At 50.7% G+C, this 25,309-nt stretch carries 22 protein-coding genes; 8 read left to right on the forward strand and 14 right to left on the reverse strand.

Annotation, left to right across the window (positions count from 1 at the left end; genetic code table 11):
- Positions 1-505: 505 nt before the first annotated feature.
- Positions 506-1,369 (reverse strand): SDR family oxidoreductase, encoded by an 864-nt coding sequence (locus AC4IFB_RS00090; protein ID WP_490779019.1) that lies wholly within the window; start codon positions 1,367-1,369, stop codon positions 506-508.
- Positions 1,370-1,498: 129 nt separating this feature from the next.
- On the opposite strand from AC4IFB_RS00090, the gene AC4IFB_RS00095 reads away from it, so the two are divergent.
- Positions 1,499-2,521, forward strand: coding sequence for a CDP-6-deoxy-delta-3,4-glucoseen reductase (locus AC4IFB_RS00095; RefSeq protein ID WP_490779020.1), 1,023 nt, complete (start codon positions 1,499-1,501; stop codon positions 2,519-2,521).
- Positions 2,522-2,830: 309 nt separating this feature from the next.
- Here AC4IFB_RS00095 and AC4IFB_RS00100 read toward each other — a convergent pair whose 3' ends face one another.
- From AC4IFB_RS00100 to AC4IFB_RS00140, 9 genes are all read right to left on the reverse strand, one after another.
- Entirely contained in the window at positions 2,831-4,492 is a 1,662-nt protein-coding gene (locus tag AC4IFB_RS00100) for a sensor domain-containing diguanylate cyclase (RefSeq protein WP_490779021.1), read from the reverse strand.
- A 1-nt stretch (position 4,493) separates the two neighbouring features.
- Positions 4,494-5,219 carry a c-type cytochrome gene (locus AC4IFB_RS00105; RefSeq protein ID WP_490779022.1) on the reverse strand — a complete coding sequence of 242 codons (726 nt, stop codon included), beginning with the start codon at positions 5,217-5,219 and terminating at the stop codon, positions 4,494-4,496.
- A gap of 166 nt (positions 5,220-5,385) precedes the next feature.
- Entirely contained in the window at positions 5,386-6,654 is a 1,269-nt protein-coding gene (locus AC4IFB_RS00110; RefSeq protein WP_490779023.1) for a heme biosynthesis HemY N-terminal domain-containing protein, read from the reverse strand.
- On the reverse strand, positions 6,651-7,817 hold the full coding sequence (locus AC4IFB_RS00115; protein ID WP_490779024.1) for a uroporphyrinogen-III C-methyltransferase: 1,167 nt from the start codon (positions 7,815-7,817) through the stop codon (positions 6,651-6,653). The genes AC4IFB_RS00110 and AC4IFB_RS00115 overlap by 4 nt, the downstream gene beginning before the upstream one ends.
- 100 nt (positions 7,818-7,917) lie before the next feature.
- A complete protein-coding gene (locus AC4IFB_RS00120) occupies positions 7,918-8,685 on the reverse strand; it encodes a uroporphyrinogen-III synthase (RefSeq protein ID WP_490779025.1) in 768 nt (255 codons plus the stop codon).
- A 22-nt stretch (positions 8,686-8,707) separates the two neighbouring features.
- Complete coding sequence (gene hemC, locus AC4IFB_RS00125) at positions 8,708-9,631, reverse strand: hydroxymethylbilane synthase (RefSeq protein ID WP_490776384.1); 924 nt, start codon at positions 9,629-9,631, stop codon at positions 8,708-8,710.
- Positions 9,632-9,931: 300 nt separating this feature from the next.
- Positions 9,932-10,594: a c-type cytochrome gene (locus AC4IFB_RS00130; protein ID WP_490779026.1), complete on the reverse strand. Its 663-nt coding sequence runs from the start codon at positions 10,592-10,594 to the stop codon at positions 9,932-9,934.
- A 13-nt stretch (positions 10,595-10,607) separates the two neighbouring features.
- Positions 10,608-11,345 (reverse strand): LytR/AlgR family response regulator transcription factor, encoded by a 738-nt coding sequence (locus AC4IFB_RS00135; RefSeq protein WP_490776382.1) that lies wholly within the window; start codon positions 11,343-11,345, stop codon positions 10,608-10,610.
- A gap of 12 nt (positions 11,346-11,357) precedes the next feature.
- On the reverse strand, positions 11,358-12,443 hold the full coding sequence (locus AC4IFB_RS00140; RefSeq protein WP_490776381.1) for a sensor histidine kinase: 1,086 nt from the start codon (positions 12,441-12,443) through the stop codon (positions 11,358-11,360).
- Between the two features lie 200 nt (positions 12,444-12,643).
- On the opposite strand from AC4IFB_RS00140, the gene argH reads away from it, so the two are divergent.
- Both argH and AC4IFB_RS00150 read left to right on the forward strand, forming a co-directional pair.
- A complete protein-coding gene (gene argH / locus AC4IFB_RS00145; protein WP_490779027.1) occupies positions 12,644-14,038 on the forward strand; it encodes an argininosuccinate lyase in 1,395 nt (464 codons plus the stop codon).
- A complete protein-coding gene (locus AC4IFB_RS00150) occupies positions 14,035-14,412 on the forward strand; it encodes a VOC family protein (RefSeq protein WP_490776379.1) in 378 nt (125 codons plus the stop codon). The genes argH and AC4IFB_RS00150 overlap by 4 nt, the downstream gene beginning before the upstream one ends.
- A gap of 75 nt (positions 14,413-14,487) precedes the next feature.
- Here AC4IFB_RS00150 and AC4IFB_RS00155 read toward each other — a convergent pair whose 3' ends face one another.
- Both AC4IFB_RS00155 and AC4IFB_RS00160 read right to left on the reverse strand, forming a co-directional pair.
- Complete coding sequence (locus AC4IFB_RS00155; RefSeq protein WP_490776378.1) at positions 14,488-15,081, reverse strand: EF-hand domain-containing protein; 594 nt, start codon at positions 15,079-15,081, stop codon at positions 14,488-14,490.
- A gap of 247 nt (positions 15,082-15,328) precedes the next feature.
- Entirely contained in the window at positions 15,329-16,936 is a 1,608-nt protein-coding gene (locus AC4IFB_RS00160; protein WP_490776377.1) for an ABC-F family ATPase, read from the reverse strand.
- 257 nt (positions 16,937-17,193) lie between these two features.
- Between AC4IFB_RS00160 and AC4IFB_RS00165 the strand changes: the two genes are divergently transcribed.
- From AC4IFB_RS00165 to AC4IFB_RS00175, 3 genes are all read left to right on the forward strand, one after another.
- On the forward strand, positions 17,194-17,550 hold the full coding sequence (locus tag AC4IFB_RS00165) for a nucleotide pyrophosphohydrolase (RefSeq protein WP_490779028.1): 357 nt from the start codon (positions 17,194-17,196) through the stop codon (positions 17,548-17,550).
- A 114-nt stretch (positions 17,551-17,664) separates the two neighbouring features.
- A complete protein-coding gene (locus AC4IFB_RS00170; RefSeq protein WP_490776375.1) occupies positions 17,665-17,835 on the forward strand; it encodes a rubredoxin in 171 nt (56 codons plus the stop codon).
- A gap of 35 nt (positions 17,836-17,870) precedes the next feature.
- Positions 17,871-19,028, forward strand: coding sequence for an FAD-dependent oxidoreductase (locus AC4IFB_RS00175; RefSeq protein WP_490779029.1), 1,158 nt, complete (start codon positions 17,871-17,873; stop codon positions 19,026-19,028).
- Here AC4IFB_RS00175 and AC4IFB_RS00180 read toward each other — a convergent pair.
- Both AC4IFB_RS00180 and AC4IFB_RS00185 read right to left on the reverse strand, forming a co-directional pair.
- Positions 18,999-19,556, reverse strand: coding sequence for a DUF1415 domain-containing protein (locus AC4IFB_RS00180; protein WP_490779030.1), 558 nt, complete (start codon positions 19,554-19,556; stop codon positions 18,999-19,001). The genes AC4IFB_RS00175 and AC4IFB_RS00180 overlap by 30 nt on opposite strands.
- Entirely contained in the window at positions 19,546-20,361 is an 816-nt protein-coding gene (locus AC4IFB_RS00185) for an MOSC domain-containing protein (RefSeq protein ID WP_490779031.1), read from the reverse strand. Before AC4IFB_RS00185 ends, AC4IFB_RS00180 begins: the two co-directional genes overlap by 11 nt.
- A 146-nt stretch (positions 20,362-20,507) precedes the next feature.
- Between AC4IFB_RS00185 and AC4IFB_RS00190 the strand changes: the two genes are divergently transcribed.
- Together AC4IFB_RS00190 and AC4IFB_RS00195 are read left to right on the forward strand one after the other, a co-directional pair.
- Complete coding sequence (locus tag AC4IFB_RS00190; RefSeq protein ID WP_490776371.1) at positions 20,508-21,617, forward strand: PilT/PilU family type 4a pilus ATPase; 1,110 nt, start codon at positions 20,508-20,510, stop codon at positions 21,615-21,617.
- Positions 21,618-22,115: 498 nt separating this feature from the next.
- Entirely contained in the window at positions 22,116-25,226 is a 3,111-nt protein-coding gene (locus AC4IFB_RS00195; protein ID WP_490779032.1) for an EAL domain-containing protein, read from the forward strand.
- The last annotated feature ends 83 nt before the right edge of the window (positions 25,227-25,309 follow it).

The following is a 25,309-nucleotide window of genomic DNA, read 5'->3' on the forward strand; positions in this document are numbered from 1 at the left end:
GCCACCGCCCTCACTAGTTGACTACTCGGTGGGGCATGGCCCCACCAAAAGCTTGCCGAAAACGCCATAACCACATGCAACCTTCACAGTTTCATGACTATCTCAGCAAGGTAGCCTGGATGGAGCGCAGCGGAATCCGGGATTGTTGGTGCACTGTTCCCCGGATTCCGTTACACTTCATCCAGGCTACGGACTAGGCAGTGGCCTGCCAGCTCTCAGCAAATAGAGGCTGATGCGCATCAGCCGCATCCTGAGGAAATCATTTCCAACCCCTGCAGGTACTTCGAAACTTGCCATCGCCCTCACTAGTTGACTACTTGGTGGGGCATGGCCCCACCAAAAGCTTGCCGAAAACGCCATAACCACATGCAACCTTCACAGTTTCATGACTATCTCAGCAAGGTAGCCTGGATGGAGCGCAGCGGAATCCGGGATTGTTGGTGCGTCGTTCCCCCCTACGGTCTATTCGTCGTATAGCCTCCCCACCCCCATTCGATTTTTGGATTCACTCTATACAGGCGGGCAATCCTTGTTCCAGTTCCGGGTAGCGCAGACTGATCCCCAACTCCTCGATCATCTTGCGGTTGCTGAGTCTGCGTGACTCAGCGAGATAGGAGAGCATGCCTGGTGAGAGTTGGCTTTTGGCCTCATCAAGGGTGATGACCGGTGGTCGAGGCAGCTGTAGAAAGTCTGCAACCCGGTTGAAATAGTGGGTCATACTCTCCGGCTGGCCGTCACAGACATTGTAAATCGCACCATCAATACCTTTTTGCATCGCTGTGTAGGCTATCTCAACCAGATCCAGAGAGTGAATATGGTTGGTAATCGGTGCATCTTTTTCTGCAACCATTGGCAAACCCTTGCGCAATCGCTCCAGTGGCAATTTTCCAGGCCCATAGATACCGGCAACCCTGAGGATGACTAGCGGTCTGCCACTCTGCTCACTCCATAACTGCCATCGTCTCTCTGCATCCAGGCGTCGCTTTGCCCGGTCTGCGGTTGGCGATGTTTCCCTGCTCTCATCCACCCAAGCCCCCTGACAGTCACCATATACTCCGCTGGTACTGAGGTAGACCACTTTTCCCGGTTGCGCGCCGTCTTGAAAAGCATCAATCAAACGGGCAACCCGCAAATCCTCGACACCGCTCGATGGGGGGGGCGCGAAGTAGAAGAGCTGCTCGTCTTCATCGGAAAAGGGCTCTTTTATCGCCCCATCGAGGTCGACCTGGGAAGCGGCAATCTCCACTCCTTCAAGACGCTCAACACTGCCAGATGAGCGCACCCAACCGGTTACATCTACACCCATCTCTCTATACATCAATCCCAGGCGGGTGCCTATATCACCACACCCAATAATCGTCACACCCATAACCCAAAGGACTCCCGGTTTAATTCCTGAGCAAAATAGGAGAGAATTCCCGCCTAAATAATTTGGAGATGAGTTGAGATAACAATCCAACAACTCCAGTTTCAGCCATTTTAAACAACAGAGTAGCTCATGACCCATAAAGTGCAGGTTGAACCCAGCGGCCACCAGTTTACCGTAGAGGATGATGAGACCATTCTCGACGCGGCTATCAGACAGGGTATTAACCTCCCCTACGGCTGCCGAAACGGTTTTTGCGGTGACTGCCGGGCAACCCTCTCAAATGGCCAGATCAACTACCCTAATGGGCAGCCGCCAGTCATGAGCGATAATGAAACCGACATCTGTTACACCTGTCAGGCTCATGCTCAATCGGATATCGCTATAGGCGTCTCTGAGATTATTCAATCACAGGATATACAGACCCGAATCATGCCCTGCAAGATCTACCGTATCGATCGCCTGAACGATGATGTCATTCTCCTCAAATTAAAACTACCTGAAGGAGAGCGGTTACAGTTTCTGGCAGGACAATATCTCAACTTTATCCTCAATGATGGCAGTAAACGCGCCTTCTCTATAGCCAATGCCCCCCATGATGATGATTTCATTGAACTGCATATCCGGCATGTATCCGGGGGTGCTTTTACCGACCATCTGTTCAATGGCATGAAGGAGAAGACCATCCTGCGCATTGAAGCTCCCTTGGGCAGTTACTATTTAAGGGAGGAGTCGGATAGACCCATTATTCTGATGGGCGGCGGCACGGGATTCGCACCCTTAAAGGGCATCATTGAACACGCTTTCCAGATTGGAGTCAGTCGCCCGATGCATCTCTATTGGGGGGTTCGCGCCCGCTCTGACCTCTATTTACCGGATCTGCCTGAGCAGTGGGCAGCACAATACCCAAATTTCAGCTATACACCGGTGCTCTCTGAGCCTGATCCCGACTGGCAGGGGGAGACTGGCTGGGTACATGATGCGGTTGTAGCAAACTATCCCGATTTAAGTGCTCACGAGGTCTACATGAGCGGGCCACCGCCGATGATCCAGGCGGGAAAGGAGGCCTTTCTTACACACGGCCTATCTGACGAAAAACTCTACTCTGACTCGTTTGAATATGGTGCCGCAGCAGTCGCACAAAAAAGCGGCTAGATAGAAGTGAGTCTGGGTATTATTATCCCGGCGACTAAGTATGTTGAGTTTAGTGGTTAAAAAACTTACAACTCATCAGTAGCATAAATAGGTGGGAGAGAAACGCCCCTCTCCCCTTGTGGGAGAGGGGGTGAATAAACACCCTATTTTCCCCAACAATCAGCAAGAAAAATATGAACGATCAATGCGATTTTATCTTTCAACCAGTGAAACGCTTGGCGTACACCCTCTCCCCAACCCCTCTCCCGTAAAGGGAGAGGGGCTTTCAGAGTTGTTCTGAGAAGATTAAGAGGATGCGGTCTCGGCAAATCACACAGCATTGTCTGTAGTGCCGTCATTGATGACCACCTGGTTTCTCCCATTACGCTTGGCCTGAAACAGGGCCTGATCTGCTCTGACTATAATATCCTGATAGCTATTGTCGTGCTCATTAAAAGCGCTGACTCCAATGCTGACAGCAACCGGTATTCGGAGCAGTTCTTTCTCATAGGCTGTGTCAGCGACCAGCCTACAAATACGCGCTGCCAGTTGCTTGGCGCCTTTGAGGTGGGTTTCTGGCAACAGAATGAGAAACTCCTCTCCCCCATATCTAACCAGTATATCCTGCCCCCTGATAACCTCGTTCAGGATCCCCACCACATGGCATAAAACCTCATCACCTATAGTGTGACCGTAGCTGTCATTAACCTTTTTGAAGTGATCCAGGTCGAGCATCATTATCGATAACTTCCTTTTGAAGCGCTCTGCTCGCCGAAACTCTCTGGTTGCTACCTTATCCAACTCTCGCCGGTTAGCCAGACCGGTGAGGGCGTCTGTGGTTGCGAATTGCTGCAGCTGTCGATAGGCCAGCTTTTTTTGTACTAAGTTCCTTGCAAAAAAGAGGCTAATCACTGCAGTCACAATAAACAGCAACATATAGGAAACCGCTGCCACAATCAGACGCTTTAAGGTGAGCTCTTCAATCTTCTCTTTCGATATGTGAGAGAGGTAGATCCAGTAACGACCCTCCATATTCTTGCTCAATGATGGCTGTAAATCGCCAATTTCCAGATTCTCAAGGGTGCCCTGCTTACTCATATCCAGGGGATAGGTCTTTTGAAAAACAAACAGGCCCTGATCAGAAAAAAACGATCCTTTATCACTGGAATTTATGGCGGACCACACATCAGGATAATCGGTTGCAAACGTCTTCTCCTGGCCGTACATAAAACCCCATAACTGCTCTTCTGGCGCACCCAATAACCAATGCCCGTCACTATTCAGCATTACTGCATTACCCATCCTGACTTTAAAGATCTCACTAATACGTAGTAAAAACTCATCGGGGTTGTAGTTGATTATGAGTATGCCTTGTTTCACCCCATAGCCATCAAATACAGCTGTAGCAAAACGAATGGTAGGTCTGACAGGTTGCTCGACAACGCCATTTTCAACATTCAGGTCGAGAGGAGAGATATAGATCGAACCCTGATTGAGTTTTATCGCCTCTTTGAAGTAGTAACGCTCACTTTTATCCTGAAGTTGAAACCTCGGCACAATCTCCTGTTCACCTTCCCGATTGTTGATTCGTACAATCTCCTTTCCGTTGGTATCGAGATATCGGATCTGTAGATACTTGGGCTTTCTACGGGCAAACAGGGAGAACTCTCTGGCTGTCTTTATCCAGTTTTTCCTGCTTGAATCATGTAGATAGTTTTTCAGAATTTCGCCTTCCGCAAGTACCATCAGGTCAGATAGCTTTTGCACGAAAACCATAGATGTCAGATGGCTGGCATTGGTAAGTGCAGCCTCTTCACGAATCAGAGCGGTTTGCAGTTCATATTTTTGGGTTTGGTTGGAAAACGCATAAAATATACCAGCCAGCAACAATGAGACAGGTAAAAACAGCCAAAGAAAGCTTACAAACAGCTCTCTTTTCTGAGAAAAGCTTTTTTTAACATCAAGGCTTACCCCTAAAGAGTGATCGCTCATCTTATTCGCCAACTGCTTTTGCACGATTGCGATCTTTCCAGGTAAAGTGGGAACGCCTCTCCTCACTGGGTAACAGTCGGGAAATGTAATCCGACAGGGCCTTCAGCTCCCGGGGCGTATAATCGCGAATAACCCCCATCATCTCTTTATTGGCATTGCGGCGCTTACCATTCTGAATCCAGGTCAGCTGACGCAACAGATAGAGATAGTGCTGCCCCTGAATCAGTGGGTAAGCTTTTATCTGCTCACCTTCTCCCTTTGCGCCATGACAATCTGAACATTGCTCTTTGTAGAGCTGTTCACCATAGGCCAGATCTTCCCCTGAGCCTTTACCCGTGGCAGTGGTCATTTTAAGATTTTCAATATAGAGCGCCACATCGACGATGGACTGAACGCCGCCAATCTCTTCTGGAATAGCGAAGGGGTACATGGATGGATTGTCACGGTTTTTGGCCCGGATATCGGCCAACTGCTTGATCACGACGCTACGGTGCTGTCCCGCTATCTGTGGATAGGCACCATTTGGGGTACCCCATCCTTCAGGCATATGACAGACTGCGCACTCTTCGTAGATCAGCCGCCCTTGCTCAAGATTCCCTTCAAGCAAAAGTGCAGCAGCACCCTCATCATTTTTATCTGATGAATTCCAGCCAGCGTATGAAGTAAAACTGAGGAGGACGGCCAAACAGAGAGACAATAACCGCTGCAGTGGAATTGAACCAGTCACTATAGACTATGCCCTCGGGGAATTTGCTCGTTAAAGAGACTCGCAATTCCACTTTGCTGACAGTCGGTACAACCAGTTAGTAACCTTGCTGGGTGTTGTGGAGCCAATCATACATGCTCCAATTATACCCCTACAATTAATCGATGTATTATTTTACAGTTTTTTTTTAAATACTCTCTATTAAAGAGGTCTGCCTAACAGACTCAGGACTATTGCTCAATGCTGGCCTGGTGCCGATCGGAGGCAGGGCACGCTGGGGCTCCTCATGATCTAAGCAAAGGCCTTCACGGAAACACTGCATAGCCTTATCTGTTTCACCAAGACGCTCGAGCAACAGCCCCAGCTGCTGATAGGACTCTGCTGTCGGTGCAATGCCGATACTGGCTTCCAGATAGCTGCGGCCTTTTCCCCATAACTTGTTGAGCAGTGACAACCTGGCCAGGGTAAGCAGCAATACAGGATCCTCAGGATGCTGTTTCAACCAAATCTCTGCTGTTGCCAGCTGGTGAGCGGGATCAGCAAGTACAATCTGACCATATAGGGCAACCAGTTCACTACTCCACTCACGTTGAAGGGAAGCGGCTATCAACGGCTCCACCCTGGAACCAGCCCCCAGGGCCATCATATATCTGGAATAATCGAGTAGGATTCTCTGTTGTTGACGCACTGTCTTGGGTACAAGCTGCCAGTAGTTGACCAGACTCTCCAACTGCATCGATTCCTGTTTCAAACGCTCGCTGTGAACTCTCGTTTCCAGCGCATGAAACTCCTGCTCACTGATGACTTTTCTGCGCTTCAATTCAGGTAGCATCTCCTCAAGTTTTTGCCACTCACCAAGATTCTCGTAGAGCTTTTTCAGCAACGTCATGACGTAGCTGTGTTTCGGCGATAAGGTGCGTACATGCATCAGTGTCGCCAATGCCTGCTCATACTGCTGGTGAGCCAGTTGCAATTCAGCCTGGGTAAGGCCCACGGCGACATCCGCAGATGGCATGCTCTCATGGGCCAGGTGCAGATAGTCATCCCGACGTTCATGCTCACCCTGCAGCTGAGCTGCCCGGGCAGCCGCGAGGTAGTTCAGAAGTGGCGTTTCTGACTGGGTGGCAAATCGGGTCAGGTGGCGCTCTGCAACCTTCCAGCGCCCCTCAGCCAACTCAACCAGGCCGCGGGTCAGAGCCTGTTGAGCGCGAACAACCCGTCTTTTCTGGCGCCAACCTGCAATCCGATCCGGCATACTCCAGACATGGATCAGGCTTCTTATTGTCACATACAACAACAGAAACAGGGCCAATACCGCTAAGGCAAATAGCGCCAGGCTACCCTCTATAGTCCACTCTCCATAGCCAATCAGCACATAACCATTGTCCTGTTTGACCCACAGAGAAAGAACTACCGCGCCAAGCAGGGCAATAAAGGAGGCTATCAGGGTTCTCACTGCCCGCCCTCCTGGTTCAGCTGTTGTCGTTTCTCTTGTAACAGACGTAGTGAGGCTGTGATATCTGGAAGCTCTGGGGCGATATCCCGAGCTGTAAGCACCTCGACCTGACTGCGAAAACCGCTCACTGCCGGGTCATCCAGCAGAAAGTAGTCATCTAACCATTTCATGGCAGCATTCAGATTGTCGGCATAGAGTGTAACTTCACGCCCCATCAGAGCCGCTTTGGCATTCTCGAGCTTGAGGCGCAGATTTTGTAGCAGAAAGTAACGTTGCTCAGGTGGCAGCATGGCACTTATCGGCCGGTCATGATGACGAATGACCATCATCGATTTGAACCCCTGCCAAAGGTCATCGATGACCTGCTCCAGGGCGATGCTTTGTGAACCAGCCCCTTCAGTCTGTTCATCGTCCTGAGTTTTATTCGGAGTCAGGGCAATACCCTCATCCCGCAAGGGCAGCTGGTCAACCTGATCCGCCAATGCGCTCAACTCGGCGCTTATACCCGCCTGATCGACAACAGGCACGGCCTTGAGCTGTGTCATCTCCCGTGCCAGCTGCTCTCTGACCCCAGACCATAGCGGATCACCGCTGGCGCTGAGTCGCTCATCTGCAGATTTCAACGCCTCAAGGGAGGTGGCTGCATCACCCATCAGAGTAAGTCGGTGATTGGCCACACGCAGCAGGTATTCCGCCTCGGCCACGCGCCACTGCCCCTCCCGACCACCGAGTCGGGTCTGAATCTCTGAGAGGGAGCGATAGAGCTGGGTATCCTGCTGTTTGGACACCTCTTTGGCCTCTTTAACCCGCTCTGCCTGCTGTGCCAGCTCCTCCTTCTGAGCGGCGATCTGCTTCTGCTGCTGATCTATGGCCAGGTAGGAATTCTGCAACCGCTCGGCAAATTTGCTCTGCTGTTGGTTGGCTGCTGCCAAGTCACTATCCAGCTGCTCCAGTGTCGCCTTCATCTCTACCCAATATCGATAACCGAATATCAGTGCCACAATGACAGCAGTCAATGCGAGAGCAGCCATAATCAATGGCAAGCGGGAGACGTTGGACTGACGTGAAACCGTCTCCAGAACCTCAACTTCACCCTCTATTGTCTGGTCGAAATCTTCGTCCTTACCGGATGATATGTTTTCACCCTGTTGTTGTTCACTCATCGGCTTGTTTAATACCTTTTGTTACTCTGCTAGCAGGCGCTCTATTACCAACTCATGCAGTGAATCATAGATTGCCTGTTACTACTTGACTGCTAAAACCTTACTGGAAGTTCCTCTCAGTCCATCCACAGATTGCTCTCATAATTGACGCATCATCCGCGCCCTCTGCCCTGACTATTTCATTAAAACCTAACCGTTCTGCTTGCTCTACCATACGCTCACTGATGACCATTAGCGGTGTCTTGGTAAGCTGCTCCGAACCACCCTCTCCGAACATGGCAACCAGGTTATTCAGAACCTCTTTACTGGTCGCTGTCACCAGCTGTATCTCCTCGGGCCAGCGAGCCAGCAGCGAATCAACCGGGGTTTCGGGTTTGACGCGCCGATAAACCTCAGCATAACGCACTTTGCCGCCCCTCGCTTCAAGGGTATCTCCAAGCAGAGCTCTGCCACCCTCTCCTCTTACTATCAAGATTTGCTGATCTTTTAACTGACTCAATTCAGGCAATGATAACAAGCCTTCACTGTCGTAACCTTGACCGGGTATCAAATCCACTCTCAAACCAGCCTCTCTCAGCAACTGCCCTGTGGTGGCGCCTACAGCACCTATACCCTTGCCCTGCCATTCCGATATCGGCACTAGTTCCAAAGCATAACGCACCGCATTCGGACTGATAAAGATCACCCAGTCCCACTGTTGCTGTATTATTTTTTTCGCACCAGCTGAATTCTGAACTGGCCAGATCTCTATTCCAGGCAGCTCAATCGCACGACCGTGGCACTCATGAATCATACTCACCAGCCCCTTGGACTGATGAGCAGCACGGGTTACCAGAATACCGCACCCCTTCAGATTACATTCACCCATATCGCACCAGGGCCTGTTAACACTAATCGTATAGCGCCTCTAGAATTGAGCCCGCGCCCCACTCCAGCAGTCGCTCAGCCAGACCGACACCCATCGCTTCGGCCTCTGCTACTGTCCCCTCGACTTCGCCGCGAATGATGTTACTGCCATCCGGCTCACCCACCAGGCCACGCAACCAGAGATTACCCGACTCCAACATCGCATAGCCCGCAATAGGTACCTGACAACCACCATTGAGTCTTTGATTCATAGCCCTTTCCGCCATCACACACGCCGCAGTCTCGGTGTGGTGCAGTGGTGCAATCAGTTCATTCACCCGCTCATCGTCCGCTCGACACTCGATGCCAACTGCGCCCTGGCCGATGGCAGGAAGACTCTGCTCCGCACCGATAAAGGCGGTTATACGCGCCTCAAACCCAAGACGTTTCAATCCTGCTGCTGCGAGGATGATGGCGTCATACTCACCATCATCGAGTTTGCGCAGTCGGGTATTGACGTTTCCCCGCAGCGATTTGATCTCCAGATCCGGCCGCTGTTCTGCCAACTGAGACTGACGCCGAAGACTGGAGGTGCCGACACAAGCCCCCTGCGGCAGCTCTGTGATGTTCTGATAGCTATTCGAGACAAAGGCGTCCCTGGGGTCTTCCCGAGACATGATGACGGCCAGATGCAGACCGGGTGGCAACTCTACCGGCACATCCTTCATGGAGTGCACAGCGATGTCCGCTTCATCGGCCATCAACCCCTGCTCCAACTCTTTGATGAAAAGCCCTTTACCACCGATCTTGGCCAGGGGTGTATCAAGAATCTTATCCCCTTGAGTGGTCATACCCAGCAACTCAACCTCAAGACCCGGGTGGGCCTTTTTCAGCTCAGCGGCAACATGCTCAGCCTGCCACATGGCGAGTGGTGATTTACGGGTTGCGATTCTTATGGTTTGGGGCATGGATGAAAGACCTCGAAATTTACTGCCTGACAGCTGGAAAAAACCGGCTGAAAAGTCACATTTAGGGATGCTTTGTACAACTCTCGCAGCGCCATCTTACGAACTGCAACTTATGCTTCGGGCGTATCACTCCAGGTCAGTGATCAGCGACTACTGACCCGTGGCCCTCGATGCAAAAACTGCTTGCTCACAAGCTGATTCGGGCGGAATTATTCACAGCCTCCTTACGGATTAGTCACCTATGCTAAAGCCTGCAGGGGTCCTGCGCAATTTTCACCTGAAGAAGCGTTCATTCCGAATCTACGGCTTGCCTTTTCCATAGTAGTGTATCAGCGCTTCCAACCCCTGCTTGCCATGGCGTCGTATCAACAGGCTCAACTGGCGACTCATCTCATCATCCCCTTGATTGATACCGATAACATAGTCCCGTATCGTCCAGCGAAGATAGTTCATCCAGCGCCCTTGCAGTAGAGGGGCACCTTTATCCATCGGGTGATCGGTGTCGCCATGGCACTCTCTACAGTAGCGCCGATGCAGTTGTCGCCCCTTATCAACCAGTTTCCAGTCGGTATCCTGTTTCTTGACCAGGAAGGGCTGACTGCTGAAATAGTCGGCCATTGCCTCTAGCTGCCTTCTGTCATAAGCCGCCATCAAGCGATCCATGATGGTGCCAAAGCGCCCACCATAACGATATGCAGCCAATACTTTCAGCAAATAGTCCCGTGGCAATCCGGCGATTGAGGGTATCTCGGGCGCCTGGCTATAGCCCTGAGGGCCATGGCAGGGAAAACAGGGTTGAACCAAAGGCGGAGGATAGAGGGTTGGCTCAGTGGAAGCCTGACTTTCATCTCTATCTTCAGCTGCTGCTGAGAGGGGAAGTCCGAGAAGCAGACAAATAGACAGAATCGATCTGTAATTCTGCCTGACTATCGATTTTATGAATCCTGAAAGTAAATGGAACAAGTTAAGAACTTCCTCAAGGTGCCTTATCAGAACCTCTTATGATACGTCGCACTTCAGGCAAATGACGCCTACTGATCTCCAAAGTTTCATCACAACCCTGCATCACTGCCCTGCAGATTCCATCACGCCCCTTTTCCAGTCCGGTCAGATATCTTCTCGCCACTAATGCATTCCGATGGATGCGCAGCAACCAATCACCATACTGCTCCTGCAAAGCCTTCAGGCTCGCCTCCAGCAACAGCTCCCCATCGCTATGACGCGCTACTACATACTTGGAGTCAGCCCGCAAATAGATCACCCGATCCAGAGATACGGTGGTCAATCCACCCCGAAAACTGGCCTTTAATTTAGGAACAGCTTGCTCCTCTGCTGCGGCATTCACCTGGCTGCGGGTGAGTCGCTGACAACGTACCAGCGCTTCCAGCAGACGCGCTTTACGCACTGGCTTTACCAGGTAATCCTGGGCTGCGGTCTCGAACGCTTGCAAAGCATGCTCTTCATAAGCCGTGGTAAAGACCACAGCGGGCGGTTCATCGGTATCAGCCAGTTGGCGAGCGGCCTCCAGACCATCCATTGCAGGCATGTGGATATCCATCAACACCACGTCTGCCCCCAGTTCATGAAACAGGGCAAGTGCCGCCTCCCCATTTGCCGCTTCACCCGACACTTCATAAGGTGCACCGAGCTCCTCTATCAGTGACAACATGCGCTCTCTTGCCAAAGCTTCATCATCTACGATTAAAATCTTCACCCTATCTCCCTACTAATCCCACCAGGGATGGGGAAACACCAGCCGTACCTGGTGCTCCCCCTCCACAATAGACTCAGTCAGACTCGCTTCCAGATCAAAAACTCCGGCCAGGCGGGCGCGAATATTCTCCATCGCGAGTCGATTACCTTGCCTCTGGCTCTTCTGATTGGCCTCTGGCAAGCTATTTCGAATACTCAGATTGATGCGTTTGCGACGATAGTGCCCAGAAATCGTAATCTTGCCACCAGATGGTGAAGGCTCTATGCCGTGATAAACGGCATTTTCCAGCAAAGGCTGGAGAATCAGGGGGGGAATCATCGCATTCTCAGGAAGCGCTTCAAGCACCCACTCCACCTCAAGCCGATCTCCAAGTCGAAAGTGTTCGATGCTCAGATACTGGCGAGCCAGGGAGAGCTCCTTCTCCAGGGTGGAAGAACGCCCGGCATCCCCCAGAGACTCACGAAACAGATCAGCCAAATCCAACACCACCTCTTCTGCCAGATTGGGATCAGAGCGGGTCAGACTGGCAATGGTGTTCATGCTGTTAAACAGAAAATGGGGGCGTATGCGTGAGTGCAGGGCCTGTAAGCGGGCACTGTTTTCCGCCTCTTCCTGGCAGCGCCAGAGGTGTTGCAGATAGAGATAGTGCAGTACAAGCACACCAACGATGGCACTGATAACCGTTGCCCGGAGCAGCAGGTCATAGATATCGCCACCAGAGCGCCGCAACGCCGCCTCCATGCCGACATCCAGCCAGAAGATGAGGCCGAAAACAACCAGTGTCATAGCTATCAGTAGCAGAAATGCAACCAGGCCTGCCCACCAGTTCCCCATCCGGTTGAGTGGATTACGCAGCAGACAGAGCAGGCCGGCACAGCTGAGCCCAACCCACTGAACAATAAGCGAGATAGGACTCAGCTGAGAGAAAAAATCCTGCAAACGGTCTACTGCAGCCAGGGCCAACAGAATAGCCAGCAGCTCACCGATCACCACCACCGCAAAGACTGCGCGAATGGCACAGAAATTCGGCAAAAACAGCACCCTGCCCCGCTCTGGCGGCACTGCTCTCTTCTCTTCCTGATGCACTTCCTTAGGCATATCCTCTACCGATCCAAAACTGAAACCTAACTGCGACTCGCGGCCAACTGAATTAGTGTTAACGAGCCCAAGTTCTAACCAACTGTTTTTTCTTCACTATACAACAAACCATCCCAGATTGACTCAGCAATGCGGCCAATCCCACCCCCTGCTATAATCCGCGCTGTTTCCACATCTGAATCAAATCAGGATTGTTCTTCATGAGCGACGATCACCCATCAGCCAAACCCTGGTCCGGCCGTTTCAATGAGCCTACTGACGCCTTTGTCGAGGCTTTTACCGCCTCAGTAGATTTTGACCAAAGGCTCTACCAGTACGATATTCAAGGCTCCATAGCCCATGCCCGTATGCTGGCTCAGCAAGGCATTCTGAATAATCAGGAGCGCGACGACATCATCCAGGGCCTGGAGCAGATCAAAACACGTATCGCCAGTGGCGAATTCCAGTGGTCAGTGGCCCTGGAAGATGTGCATATGAATATCGAATCGGCGCTTACCGAAGCTATCGGCATTGCCGGCAAGAAACTTCACACCGGTCGTTCCCGCAACGACCAGGTCGCCACCGATATTCGTTTGTGGCTGCGTGATGAGATCGCCAATTTGAGTTTATCCATCACTACCCTGCAAAAGGCACTGCTCGATAAAGCCGAGCAGGAAGCGGATACCATATTACCTGGCTTCACCCATCTACAGACGGCTCAACCCGTCACTTTCGGTCACCACCTGATGGCCTGGTTCGAGATGCTCGATAGAGATCGTGAACGCCTCGCCGATTGCCAGAAACGAACCAATATCATGCCCCTTGGCGCTGCCGCACTGGCAGGCACCACCTACCCGATCGATCGTCAGATGACTTCAGATCTACTCGGTTTCAGCGCCCCGGCAGAGAACTCTCTGGATGCGGTCTCCGACAGAGATTTTGCGATCGAGTTTTGTGCCGCAGCGAGCATCCTCATGATGCACCTCTCTCGTTTTTCAGAAGAGTTGATCATCTGGTCATCAGCCCAGTTCGGTTTTGTTGAACTCTCAGACAGCTTTTGTACCGGCTCCTCGATCATGCCGCAGAAGAAAAACCCCGATGTACCAGAGCTTATCCGGGGTAAGACCGGACGAATTTATGGTCATTTGATTGGCCTGCTGACCCTGATGAAGAGTCAACCCCTGGCCTACAACAAGGACAACCAGGAAGACAAAGAGCCTCTGTTTGATACCGTCGACAACCTCAAAGGCTCACTTAAGGTCTTCGCTGCCATGATCCCCGCTATCAACTGCAGAAAAGAGGCGATGCGTCAGGCGGCCATGAAGGGCTTTGCCACAGCTACCGACCTGGCAGACTATCTGGTACGCAAGGGCATCCCCTTTCGCGATGCTCACGAAGTCGTTGGCAAGGCAGTCGGTTTTGGCGTCGCAGAAAACCGCGACCTGTCAGAGATGACACTGCAGGAACTTCAGCAGTTCTCCATGGAAATCGATCAGGATGTATTTGACATTCTGACTCTAGAAGGATCAGTCGCAGCAAGAGACCATATTGGCGGCACAGCACCAGAGCAGGTCCGCCAGGCCATTGATCGTGCCCGCAAGAGAGTTGCTCAGTGATCAGTCAGCTGCACCATGTCAGCCTGTTGGTTTCAGACACTCAGCGCGCACTCGATTTCTACTGCGACCTACTTGGATTGACTCAGGATAGTCAACGCCCTGACCTGGGCTTCCCGGGGGCCTGGCTACAGATCGGTGATCAGCAGATCCACCTGTTGGAACTGCCTAATCCAGACCCAGTTGAGGGCAGACCCGCACATGGTGGGCGGGATCGTCACACCGCCTTTCTGGTCGACGATATCGAAACGGTCAAACTTAAGCTCGAACAAGCAGGAGTTCCCTACACTTTAAGCCGTTCTGGCCGTACCGCCCTGTTTTGCAGAGATCCGGATATGAATGGCATTGAATTGATAGAGATCAGCAGAAGCCTTTAGTGCCAGCGCTCTCTTTGCATTAATTACCTTGCCGACACCAGACAGGCCATGCTGGTGCCGGAAGGAAATACGCAGTTATTGTTTGCTCATTTTCTGGCGACGTTGAGACTGATGGGCGGCAAACTCCTCAACGCTGACCACTCCATCCCTGTTTGTGTCGATATCCACAAATTGAGGCGCATTGCTGAGATTTCTCATCATGTAACCTTGTTTAGCCCTGTTACTGATTCGCTCGGTTCTGGCTTCAGCGAACTCCTTTTCCACAATTAAGCCATCACCATTCAAATCGAAGTCAGAGAAAGACGGCATATCTCTCCCCATTCCCATACCTGGCCCCATGCCACTTCGCTTCTGCATCTGCATCCTTTGGCCAGAAGTTAACTCTTGCTGATTTATCTGGCCATCACTATTGGCATCTAATGCAGTAAAAGAGGGGGCGGTGGCAGCACCACGCATAGGTCTGCCTTCAGCCGCAGCAGATGCCATTCGCTTTCCACGAACCGTATTGAACTCCTCCTCACTGATAAGATTGTTTCCATCAAGATCAAATGCCCCAAAGGGTATGGGGCCACGAGCAGGAATCTCTTCCGATTGCAGGTTGATTGTCGAGAAGCTGCTCACTATCGCAAACAGCAGCCCAAATGATATCTGTTGCCTCAGTGGCTTCATAATTCACCTCCGTTGATGTTGCTGGAGTCCCTAAGACCTGCAAGAGCCATAACTAATAGGCCACTAGGCAGGTCATTAAAATAGTACGCCAAAAAACAAAAGGGTTAATGGCTAAATATCATTGACAACCTGAAAGGCTCACTTAAGGGCACCAAGCATTGTTCTGCCGGGATCCTGATCAGAATGGTGTTGAACTGATTGCCGGAGATTAAGTTCTCTCAGGGTGAATCTGCTTCTCTGCCAGTCACTACAGAGCATGACTGGCGCGAAATTCATCGCTGGCCAGAAACTCATCGTAACTACCTTGAAAATAATTCAGCTTGTTATCTTTGATCTCGATAATTTGTGTAGCCAGCGATGAGACAAACTCTCGGTCATGGCTGACAAATATCAGGGTGCCTTCGTAGTGCTCCAATGCAAGGTTTAATGCTTCAATGGCTTCCATATCCAGGTGGTTTGTCGGCTCATCCATAATCAGCACATTGCTATCTGTCATGATCAGCTTGCCAAACAAGAGTCGATTCTTCTCCCCCCCCGAACAGACTTGTACTTTCTTATCAAAGTCGTCAGCAGAAAACAGCAGGCGGCCCAGGGTGGCACGTACCACCTGATCATCATGGCTGGGTTTGCGCCACTGAGACATCCAATCAAACAGGTTCAGGTCATAACTGAAATCGTCGGTACTGTCTTGCGGACAGTACCCTAAGGTCGCATTTTCAGCCCATTTCAGGGTGCCACTGCTGGGAGTGAGTTCATCCATCAGACAACGTAGCAGACTCGTTTTACCGGCACCGTTCTCACCAATGATGGCCAGCCGTGTACCTGCATCGAGGATCAGATTACCTTGGCTAAACAACGGCTCTCCGCCATACCCAACACTTAGGTTCTCCAAAGTCAGCGCCTGCCGATAGAGCTTTTTCTCTTGCTTAAAACGGATATAGGGTGACATTCGGCTGGATGCCTTGATTTCATCCAGGGTAATTTTCTCTATCTGTCTCGCCCGTGAGGTAGCCTGCTTGGCCTTGGAGGCATTCGCCGAGAAGCGGCTGACAAACTGCTGAAGATCAGCGATTTGCGCTGACTTCTTCGCATTCTGAGCCTGCAACCGTTCCCGTGCCTGTGTCGATGCCGTCATGAAGTCATCATAGTTACCTGGGTAGACACGCAGTTCACTGAAGTCGATATCGGCCATATGGGTACAAACCGAATTCAGGAAGTGGCGGTCATGGGAGATAATCACCATGGTGCTCTTGCGCTCATTGAGCACAGTTTCCAGCCAACGAATGGTGTCGATATCCAGGTTGTTAGTTGGCTCATCCAGCAAAAGGATATCAGGGTCAGCAAACAAGGCCTGCGCAAGCAGCACACGCAGTTTCCAACCGGGAGCCACTTCACTCATCAAGCCAAAATGCAGCTCTTGTGCAATACCGGCACCTAGCAGAATCTCACCAGCTCGGCTCTCTGCACTGTAGCCATCCATCTCTGCAAACTCCATTTCCAGATCTGCCACTCTCATTCCTTCCTCTTCCGACAATTCCGGCAGAGCGTAGAGACGATCGCGCTCCTGCTTGACGTCCCACAACCTGGCGTGTCCCATGATCACCGTATCAACAACTGTGTACTGCTCAAAGGCGAACTGGTCTTGATGCAGCTTGCCAACGCGCTCGTTGGGATCAATGGAGACATTGCCGGCGCTGGGAGCCAGACTGCCATCGAGAATCCTCATAAAAGTAGATTTGCCGCATCCATTGGCCCCAATCAGGCCGTAGCGATTACCGCCACCGAATTTAACAGAAATATTCTCAAAAAGAGGCTTGGCACCAAACTGCATGGTGACATTGGCGGTGGTTATCAAAGGGGCATTCCTAAATAATAAATGAGTAATAGGCGGGAGATTGCTGAATCAACGCCCAACCCTTGGTGGGATGGCTGAAAATCGCGCGAATAGTAACAGTTTGAGGGTGGTGTGTGAAACTACCCTCTAATTTACATACTAACCAGGCCATAGATATTAATACCTATGGCCTGGTTAGTAAGTAACACTTGATCCACACCAACATACCCTCCACCATTATGCGCATATCTGCATTTCTCCGAGACAGGAAAACAGCCATGTCACAAGACTCTCTGGACAACCTCAACAAGCGACTTAAAGCATTCGCCCAAAGCCGTGACTGGGAACAGTTCCACACACCAAAAAACCTGGCAATGGCGATGATTGCCGAATGTGCTGAGCTGGTGGAGCATTTTCAATGGCTAACCCCCGAACAGAGCATGGATCTCTCCAAGGAGAAACATGAGGAGGTGGCGCTGGAGATGGCCGATATCCTGATCTATCTGATCCGCTGCGCCGAGCGAATGGATATCGACCTGATAGCAGCGACAGAGCGAAAAATTGCCATCAATGAGGCCCGATATCCTGAGGAGAAAGTCCGAGGCGACGCCCGTCGGGCTTCTGAGTACGACTGATTCGAATAGCAAATCAGTCTCTTTCCCCAAACTTTACAGGGTGGAGTCAAACTGAGACTCAAGCTATCTTTTACAAAACCCTTTAGACTACTCAGGAATAGAATGGGAGAGACCATGAAGAAGTATCAATGTATTGTATGTGGCTTTATCTATGACGAAGCTGAGGGTATGCCCGAAGAGGGTATAGTTGCTGGGACACGCTGGGGGGATATCCCTGACGACTGGGAGTGTCCCGAGTGTGGGGTGAGTAAATCTGACTTCGAAATGGTTGAGATGGTCGCCTGATAGAGTAAACCAACAACAGATTTAAGAATAACAACATGGATAAAATTTTGATCCTGGGGTCTGGCCTGGCCGGCTACAGTCTGGCCCGAGAGATTCGGGCCATCGATGATCAGGTTCCACTACAGATGATTACTGCAGATGCCGGGGATTTCTACTCCAAGCCAATGCTCTCTAATGGATTGGCTCAGGGTAAAAGCGCCGATGACCTGATCAACGCTTCTGCCGAAATGATGGCAGAGCGGATCGATATGACAATCGAGCCTCACACTGTTGCCTTACAAATCATCCCTGAAGCACAAAAAGTAGTCACTAACCAGGGCGAGAGATCCTACTCATCCCTGGTTCTGGCGCTCGGGGCACGACCCATTGTGCCGGTGATGAGAGGCGATGCTGTAGATCAACGCATCACTATCAACAGTCTGTACGACTACCGCAACTTTCGACGGCAACTACCCGACCCGCCAGCCCACATTGCCATAATCGGCCCAGGCCTTATCGGTTGTGAATTTGCCAATGACCTGCTCGGATCAGGTTACCGGGTAAGTCTGATCGGACCCGATCCTCACCCCATAAGTACTCTACTGCCGGAAATCACAGGCAGAGCCCTGCAAGAGGCTATGACCCTCGCCGGTGCCGCTTGGCATCTGCGACAGACCGCCGCAATCATGGACCACTCTGCCGGCGGATTTAAGTTGACCCTGACCGATGCCTCTACCCTGGATTGTGATCTGGTGATCTCCGCTGTAGGGCTGCTGCCGGAGATGCAACTGGCCTCATCTGCCGGATTGACTACTGGGCGTGGTATAAAAACAGATCAGCTTTTATGCACCAGTAACAGCAACATCTTTGCTTTGGGTGACTGTGCTGAAGTTGCGGGGTTAAACCTGCCCTATGTGATGCCCATCATGAACGCTGCCCGCGCTCTGGCAAAGACCCTCACAGGTAATCTGACAAAGGTTATCTATCCGGCCATGCCGGTGGTGATTAAAACACCTCTGCACCCGATAGTGATTGCGCCACCCATGGCTGGAGAGCCAGGAGAGTGGCAGAATCAGCAGGATGATCAAGGCACCCGGTGTCTGTTCAATGCCCCAGATGGCAGCTTGCGGGGATTTGTCTTAAGTGGTGGCCATCTGGATCAGAAGCAGACCCTGGCCAAGCAACTACCGCTCATGCTCGAAGCAACGACTTAGTCGTTGTTTCAACGCCTCCAATCCCATCTCCTTCAGCAGTGCCACATTACGCTCAGGAATAAGCTCCGGATCAGGATAGCTTTTCAACGCCTGCTCCAATGAGACCTCCCTTATCAGGTGAAACATGGGATATGGGGAGCGGTTGGTATAGTTGCTCGGATCATCTTCATCACACCCTTCAAACTGATAATCAGGGTGAAAACTGGCCAGCTGGAATACCCCCTCCAAGCCAGCTTCGGGTATTACTGACTCTACCGCCTGGAGTAGATCCAGGTAGTCATCAAAGGACGCCAGCCCCTGAGGCACAATCAGCAGGCTCGCTTCTGCCTCCTCCTCGCTGAGGCCGTACAAGGTTTCAAACTCAGTCAACACAGAACGGTAGATTCCATCCATATCCGATTCTGCACAGACCGCATAGCGTATGCGCCCGGCTTTCACCGGGACAGCGGCAAATGGGCAGAGGTTGAGCTCTACCACAGTACCCTCAACCCAACGCCGGGTTGTTTCCAGGACAGCATCACTGTTCATCACGACTCTCCACTATCTCCACTGGCATACCCACCCTGAGTTCGCCAGGCTGATCATGTAGCAGATTTTGACCAAAATAGACCTGATTCCCACGCCGCCGATATCGAGCCAAGGTTACCAGGGGCTCACGCCCCTTGGTGCCCGTCAGAGGATCAACCGTTGTGATAGCACAACGAGAACAGGGTTTTACAAGTTGCAGTACCATACTGCCAATTTTGATCGTTGACCATTGATCTTCTGCATAAGGGGAACAGCCGGAGACTACCAGGTTAGGACGAAACCGCTTCATCGTAACCGGCTCACTCAAGCGACTGTTCAAATCATCCAGCGAGGCCTCAGAAATTAACAGCAGAGGAAATCCATCAGCAAAAGAGGTGTGGTGTTGGGGATTCGCATAGCGCTGATCCACCTGGCGTCTCACATCATCAGCCATGTGAACAAGCTGGCATTCAACACCCAGAAACTGACTCAACCAGGCATCAGCATCTTGCCCCACCGGCGTTGCTTCACATCGATCTCGCCACACCTCCACCTCAACTCTGGGATCTCTCGGATTGGGCCTGCTGACCCTTAAAGGAGAGATCTCTGGCGCAGACAGGCTGATCCCAAAGTCATCAACTGAAACCTGGATCAAGGCCATACGGGGCAACGACCGCTGTGACAAAAAGCGCCCTTCAGGATCCACCACCATCCAGCGACGATCATCTACCAGGCCAAACCCATCCAGTTTTGCCTGGAAAAGATCCAGACCGGATAGAGATTTCACCGGATAGATATGAATGGCACTCAATTCAATCTGATTCACATTTAATCCTCCTGAATGAGGACGGTTTCATGACAAAGGGGAAATTCAAGCTACATTCCTACAGATATCTGCCGATACGGATTCAGATACTAAACTATTCCATCATATGTGAACGACTAGCGTACGTCAGCTCAGGAGGAGAACCTATGGATATCGTGCCTTATTTAAAACTGATGGTGCAAAAAAATGGCTCGGATCTATTTTTTAGCACAGGTGCACCACCAAACCTGAAAGCAGAGGGCGAAACACGCCCAGTAGGTACATCCCCTCTACAGACAGGTCAGGTAAGAAAACTGGCCTACGGCATCATGAGCGATGATCAAATCAAAGAGTACGAAGCGACCTTTGAGTGTAATCTCGCAATTTCTGTCAGTTCACTCGGACGTTTTCGCGTCAATGTCTACCGCCAGCGTGGTGATGCTGCGATGGTGATACGTTACATCAAAGGCGTCATCCCTCCGGTCGAAAAACTCAACCTGCCGGTAATCCTGAAAGATTTGATCATGGAGCCCAGGGGGCTGATCCTGGTAGTTGGCGCCACAGGATCGGGTAAATCAACCACACTGGCGGCTATGATTGAGCATCGCAACCAGAACCGTACCGGTCATATTCTTACCATCGAAGATCCTATCGAATACCTCTATACCCACAAAAAGTCTGTGGTGGATCAGCGTGAGGTAGGGCTGGACACCCTCTCCTACGAAAACGCACTGAAAAATGCCATGCGTGAGGCCCCGGATGTGATTCAGATTGGTGAAATTCGTGAAATGTTCACCATGCAACATGCAATTGCTTACGCAGAAACAGGTCATCTCTGTCTCTCGACACTGCATGCCAACAATGCCAATCAGGCCCTCGACCGGATAATCAACTTTTTCCCCGATACAGCTCATCAACAGCTCTATATGGATCTCTCGCTGAATCTTAAAGCGGTTGTCTCTCAACGCCTTGTCAAGGGCAAGAACGGACAGCGCATACCCGCTGTAGAGATTCTGCTACTCACCACTTACATCTCCGAACTGATTCAGAAGGGTGATGTCCACACAATAAAAGAGGTTATGGAACAGGGTAACGAACGGGGTATGCAGACCTTCGATCAATCGCTTTATAAGCTCTACCAGGAAGGCAAAATCACCCTGGAAGAGGCGCTTGCCCATGCAGACTCGCGCAACAACCTCTCATTGAAGATTCGCCTCTCCGACACCGATGGCATATCAGCCCCAGGAGGCCTGGGCGTGGCAGAGGATCAATTCTGATTTTGATCGTTCGATCAGTAAGGCACTCGCTCAGTCCCATAAAATAGAGCGGGTGCTGCGTCATTTCACCACAAATAACTATAGAAATCGGGTGAAATGAGATAAATACCACAATTAAACAACCGTGAAATAAGAGACAATATAGGTCACTGCACTAGAATAATACAAGGTATTCGAATCAATTCAGATGGACTTGGTCGAATGGAAAGAGAAGAGGACTCTCGCGTTGAAAATCAAACAGGTAGACAATCAGCAAACGGTTCAACTAACTAGCCAGACCATAAACCCCACTCTAGTGTTTATAGAGTCTCCAGCAAAAGAGATCAGTCTCGAGTCACGTCGCTCGGGATTGGCTGCACGCTTCGTTTCACTGACATCACCTATCGATTCTCCGCCCCCTATTAATCCAATTATCCAACCCATCCCTATTTATATTTTACGCAATGGGGCAAAACATGAGTACAAGGTGTTGACCAGTCATACCCCTGGAGCAACGCCATGAAATCAGTTCGATTTTATTTGGCGCTGATCATTTTAATTGCCCTTGAAGCCTCTATCCTGCTTTTCAACTACGGGCGGGAGGTTACCCATCATCTGGCACTGCTTGAGGCCACACGCCAGACCGCTGTTGCCAGTGTTCTTGACAGCTATCAGCGTATTATCGAAGTATTCTACGATGAACGGTTTAACCAGCCCCCAACTGCAGCGCTACTTTCCAAAGCGGCAAACAACGGAGAGAAGGATCAGGACGAAATAAGAGAGCGTCTCTACAATCGCTTTATCTCAAGTTACGAGAACCTACAAAGCAAAGGCATACAATCACTGCAGTTTATCCTTGCTGACGGACAAAGCTTTCTTCGCTTCGAGAATCCTGGATTGCATAGTGATCAGCTAATGAGTCATCGCCCGATGCTGAAGAGTGTCATGAATGGCTTCCCCCAAGGCGGGATAGTTGAGTACGACCCGGTCTATCCCAGTTACCGCTTTGCCTTTCCAATCAAACAAGATAATCTTGTTGTCGGCATTGTCGATCTTGGGGTCTCTTTCGAGGCAATTCGTAACTCATTGATCAAACTCGACAGCATGGAGAACACCCACTATTGGCTGTTATTAAAAGCGAGTAATTTCGCGTCGGTTATGCCCCCCGAAGCAAAAAGTCACTATCGCAGCTCAAACCTCGACCAAAAATTTCTGCTGGAAAAGCTGCAGACCGATGAACAACACAGTAAAAATCTAAACAGGATAGAATCCTACTTGCAATCGAATCCTGAACTGCAACAAGCATTGGAATCTGAACAAGGATTCGCTTCAGAAATCTGTCTACAAACCAACGAATGCTATACGGTCAGTCTTCAAGACCTTCGCGACAGCAATCAAAACACAACAGCATATATTCTAAGCTACTCAACGGCTGATCAGTTGCGCCAAATGAGAAGCTCACATCTGACTGTTTTCCTATTGGGCAGCATTCTGATCTCAATTGCATTGTATATCTTTAACCGCTGGTTACAGATAACCCAGCGACTACGCACCATTTCAGATCATATGGCAGAAGGGCTATATGTTACCGATACCACAGGCAAGTTATTGTATGTAAACCCTACAGCTTGTGAAATCCTGAAATACAGCAGAAGCCAATTGATTGGTCGCAACGTACAGGATCTTCTCTATAGCGATAAACGTGGCAAACCAGTGCGGCGCGATGCAAGTGCTATTCAGAAACATAATCTCAGTGGTACAAATTTCAGAAGTGAAAATGAACACTTTCGATGCCAGGATGGCAGCACAATCAGAGCCAGCGTGGTCTGCTCTCCAGTATGGAACAATGGCGCGCTCTCAGGCTCAGTGGTTCTATTTCGAGACATCACTCACGAGTATGAAATTCAACGAAGGCAACAGCGGAGCGATATCGCGCTTAGCTCTCTCGCTGAAGGTGTTATGGTGACCGATGCCGAAGGAAGGATTGAAGCGGTAAACAAAGCATTCAGTGAAATCACAGGCTATCAGGAACATGAGGTTCTTGGAAAAAATCCACGTCTAATGAAGTCAGGGCAACATGATGATGATTTTTATAAAAGCATGTGGGAGCGACTGATTCTAGAGGGCGAATGGGAAGGGGAGATCTGGAATCGTCGCAAAAACGGGCAGATCTATCCAGAGCTACTACGAATCACCAGTGTCATTGGTAAGGATGGCAATATCACTGAGTACGTAGCAACTTTCAGCGACATCACTGAAAAGCGCCAGCATGAAATGCAACTCCACCAGCTGGCCTATACCGACCCACTAACCAAGCTGCATAATCGTACTGCATTTATCGAGACCTTCGGCCATGCATTGGCTCATGCTCAGCGCCGTAAAACCCGCTGCGCACTACTCTATCTTGACCTTGATCGTTTCAAGAAGATTAACGATACCCTTGGTCATGATTTTGGAGACAAAGTACTGCTGGAGAGCGCCCAGCGCCTTAACCAGGCTGTGCGCAACGAAGATGAAGTGGCGCGATTGGGTGGGGATGAATTTATCGTACTACTGGAGGACATTCGCCAAGACGATGCCGCTGCCAGGGTTGCACGTAAAATAGTGAGTCTACTGGGACAACCGATTAGCCTGGAACCCCATACACTGCATGTCACTGCAAGTGTTGGTATTGCCATTTATCCTGATGATGGCAATGACTTAACTACGCTGTTAAAGAATGCTGACGCAGCAATGTATATGGCCAAGCGTGAAGGTCGGAATGGCTTTCACTATTTCACCTCAGCCATGGCAGAAAAAGAGGAGAATCGATTTAAACTCGAGATAGACCTGCATACTGCATTGATGAATGATGAATTTCTGCTCCAATACCAGCCTAAAGTCAATCTGCCGAGTGGTAAGACCATTGGCTATGAAGCTCTGCTCTATTGGCAACATCCTAGACTTGGGCTCCTTTCCGCTGGCGAGTTTTTAAGTGTCGCTCACGATGCCGGGGTAATGCGGGACATCACACATTGGGTGATCAATGAGTCATGCAACCAAATGCTGGAGTGGCTCGACCAGGGTTTAGACCCGGGTCGAATGGCGATTAATATTGATACACATACTTTCAACAGCAGTGATGCCTACGATCAGATATGCCGAACAGTTGAACTCGCCGGTATCAGTCCCAGCCGTATTGAGTTGGAAATAGCTGAAAGCGGACTACTGGAAAAGCCTGTTGATGACCCATTTTGGGAGCAACTTATTCAACTCGGCTACACTCTCTCTATCGATGATTTTGGCACAGGTGTCTCCTCTCTCCATCGACTGATACACCTGCCGGTAACCACACTGAAAATCGATCAATCGCTGATCGGGGGTATTCAACATGATGAAGACGATTGCAGTATTATCCGCACCGTAGTTGCAATGGGAAAAGGCCTGGGTTTAAACATATTGGCGGAAGGCGTTGAGAATCAAACACAACTCGATTTTCTCTGTGAAATTGGCTGCGATCAAGGCCAGGGGTTCCTTTTCGCGAGGCCACAATCTTCTGTCACCATTACCGATTCATTAACCCGGCACCTTGATAGCCATGCTCAGCCGAAGGATGCCTGCCTGCAGCAAGGCATCAAAACGCCACTGTAGTACGCTTTGGTGGGGCCGGGCCCCACCCCAACAACCGGGGTAAATTGATAGGTGGGGCCCAAGCCCACCCGGAGCGCGCGAAA

The sequence above is a fragment of the Candidatus Thiodiazotropha sp. AKIB8 genome (assembly GCF_058244675.1).

What these genes read in the sequence shown, in the direction of transcription:
- AC4IFB_RS00115 (WP_490779024.1), bottom strand. Translation starts at nt 7,817, where the DNA reads ATGAGTGAACAACAACAGGGTGAAAACATATCATCCGGTAAGGACGAA.
- AC4IFB_RS00140 (WP_490776381.1), bottom strand. Translation starts at nt 12,443, where the DNA reads ATGCCTAAGGAAGTGCATCAGGAAGAGAAGAGAGCAGTGCCGCCAGAG.
- AC4IFB_RS00190 (WP_490776371.1), top strand. Translation starts at nt 20,508, where the DNA reads ATGGATATCGTGCCTTATTTAAAACTGATGGTGCAAAAAAATGGCTCG.
- AC4IFB_RS00155 (WP_490776378.1), bottom strand. Translation starts at nt 15,081, where the DNA reads ATGAAGCCACTGAGGCAACAGATATCATTTGGGCTGCTGTTTGCGATA.
- AC4IFB_RS00180 (WP_490779030.1), bottom strand. Translation starts at nt 19,556, where the DNA reads ATGAACAGTGATGCTGTCCTGGAAACAACCCGGCGTTGGGTTGAGGGT.
- AC4IFB_RS00090 (WP_490779019.1), bottom strand. Translation starts at nt 1,369, where the DNA reads ATGGGTGTGACGATTATTGGGTGTGGTGATATAGGCACCCGCCTGGGA.
- argH (WP_490779027.1), top strand. Translation starts at nt 12,644, where the DNA reads ATGAGCGACGATCACCCATCAGCCAAACCCTGGTCCGGCCGTTTCAAT.
- AC4IFB_RS00095 (WP_490779020.1), top strand. Translation starts at nt 1,499, where the DNA reads ATGACCCATAAAGTGCAGGTTGAACCCAGCGGCCACCAGTTTACCGTA.
- hemC (WP_490776384.1), bottom strand. Translation starts at nt 9,631, where the DNA reads ATGCCCCAAACCATAAGAATCGCAACCCGTAAATCACCACTCGCCATG.
- AC4IFB_RS00170 (WP_490776375.1), top strand. Translation starts at nt 17,665, where the DNA reads ATGAAGAAGTATCAATGTATTGTATGTGGCTTTATCTATGACGAAGCT.
- AC4IFB_RS00100 (WP_490779021.1), bottom strand. Translation starts at nt 4,492, where the DNA reads ATGAGCGATCACTCTTTAGGGGTAAGCCTTGATGTTAAAAAAAGCTTT.
- AC4IFB_RS00195 (WP_490779032.1), top strand. Translation starts at nt 22,116, where the DNA reads ATGAAATCAGTTCGATTTTATTTGGCGCTGATCATTTTAATTGCCCTT.
- AC4IFB_RS00120 (WP_490779025.1), bottom strand. Translation starts at nt 8,685, where the DNA reads ATGGGTGAATGTAATCTGAAGGGGTGCGGTATTCTGGTAACCCGTGCT.
- AC4IFB_RS00165 (WP_490779028.1), top strand. Translation starts at nt 17,194, where the DNA reads ATGTCACAAGACTCTCTGGACAACCTCAACAAGCGACTTAAAGCATTC.
- AC4IFB_RS00175 (WP_490779029.1), top strand. Translation starts at nt 17,871, where the DNA reads ATGGATAAAATTTTGATCCTGGGGTCTGGCCTGGCCGGCTACAGTCTG.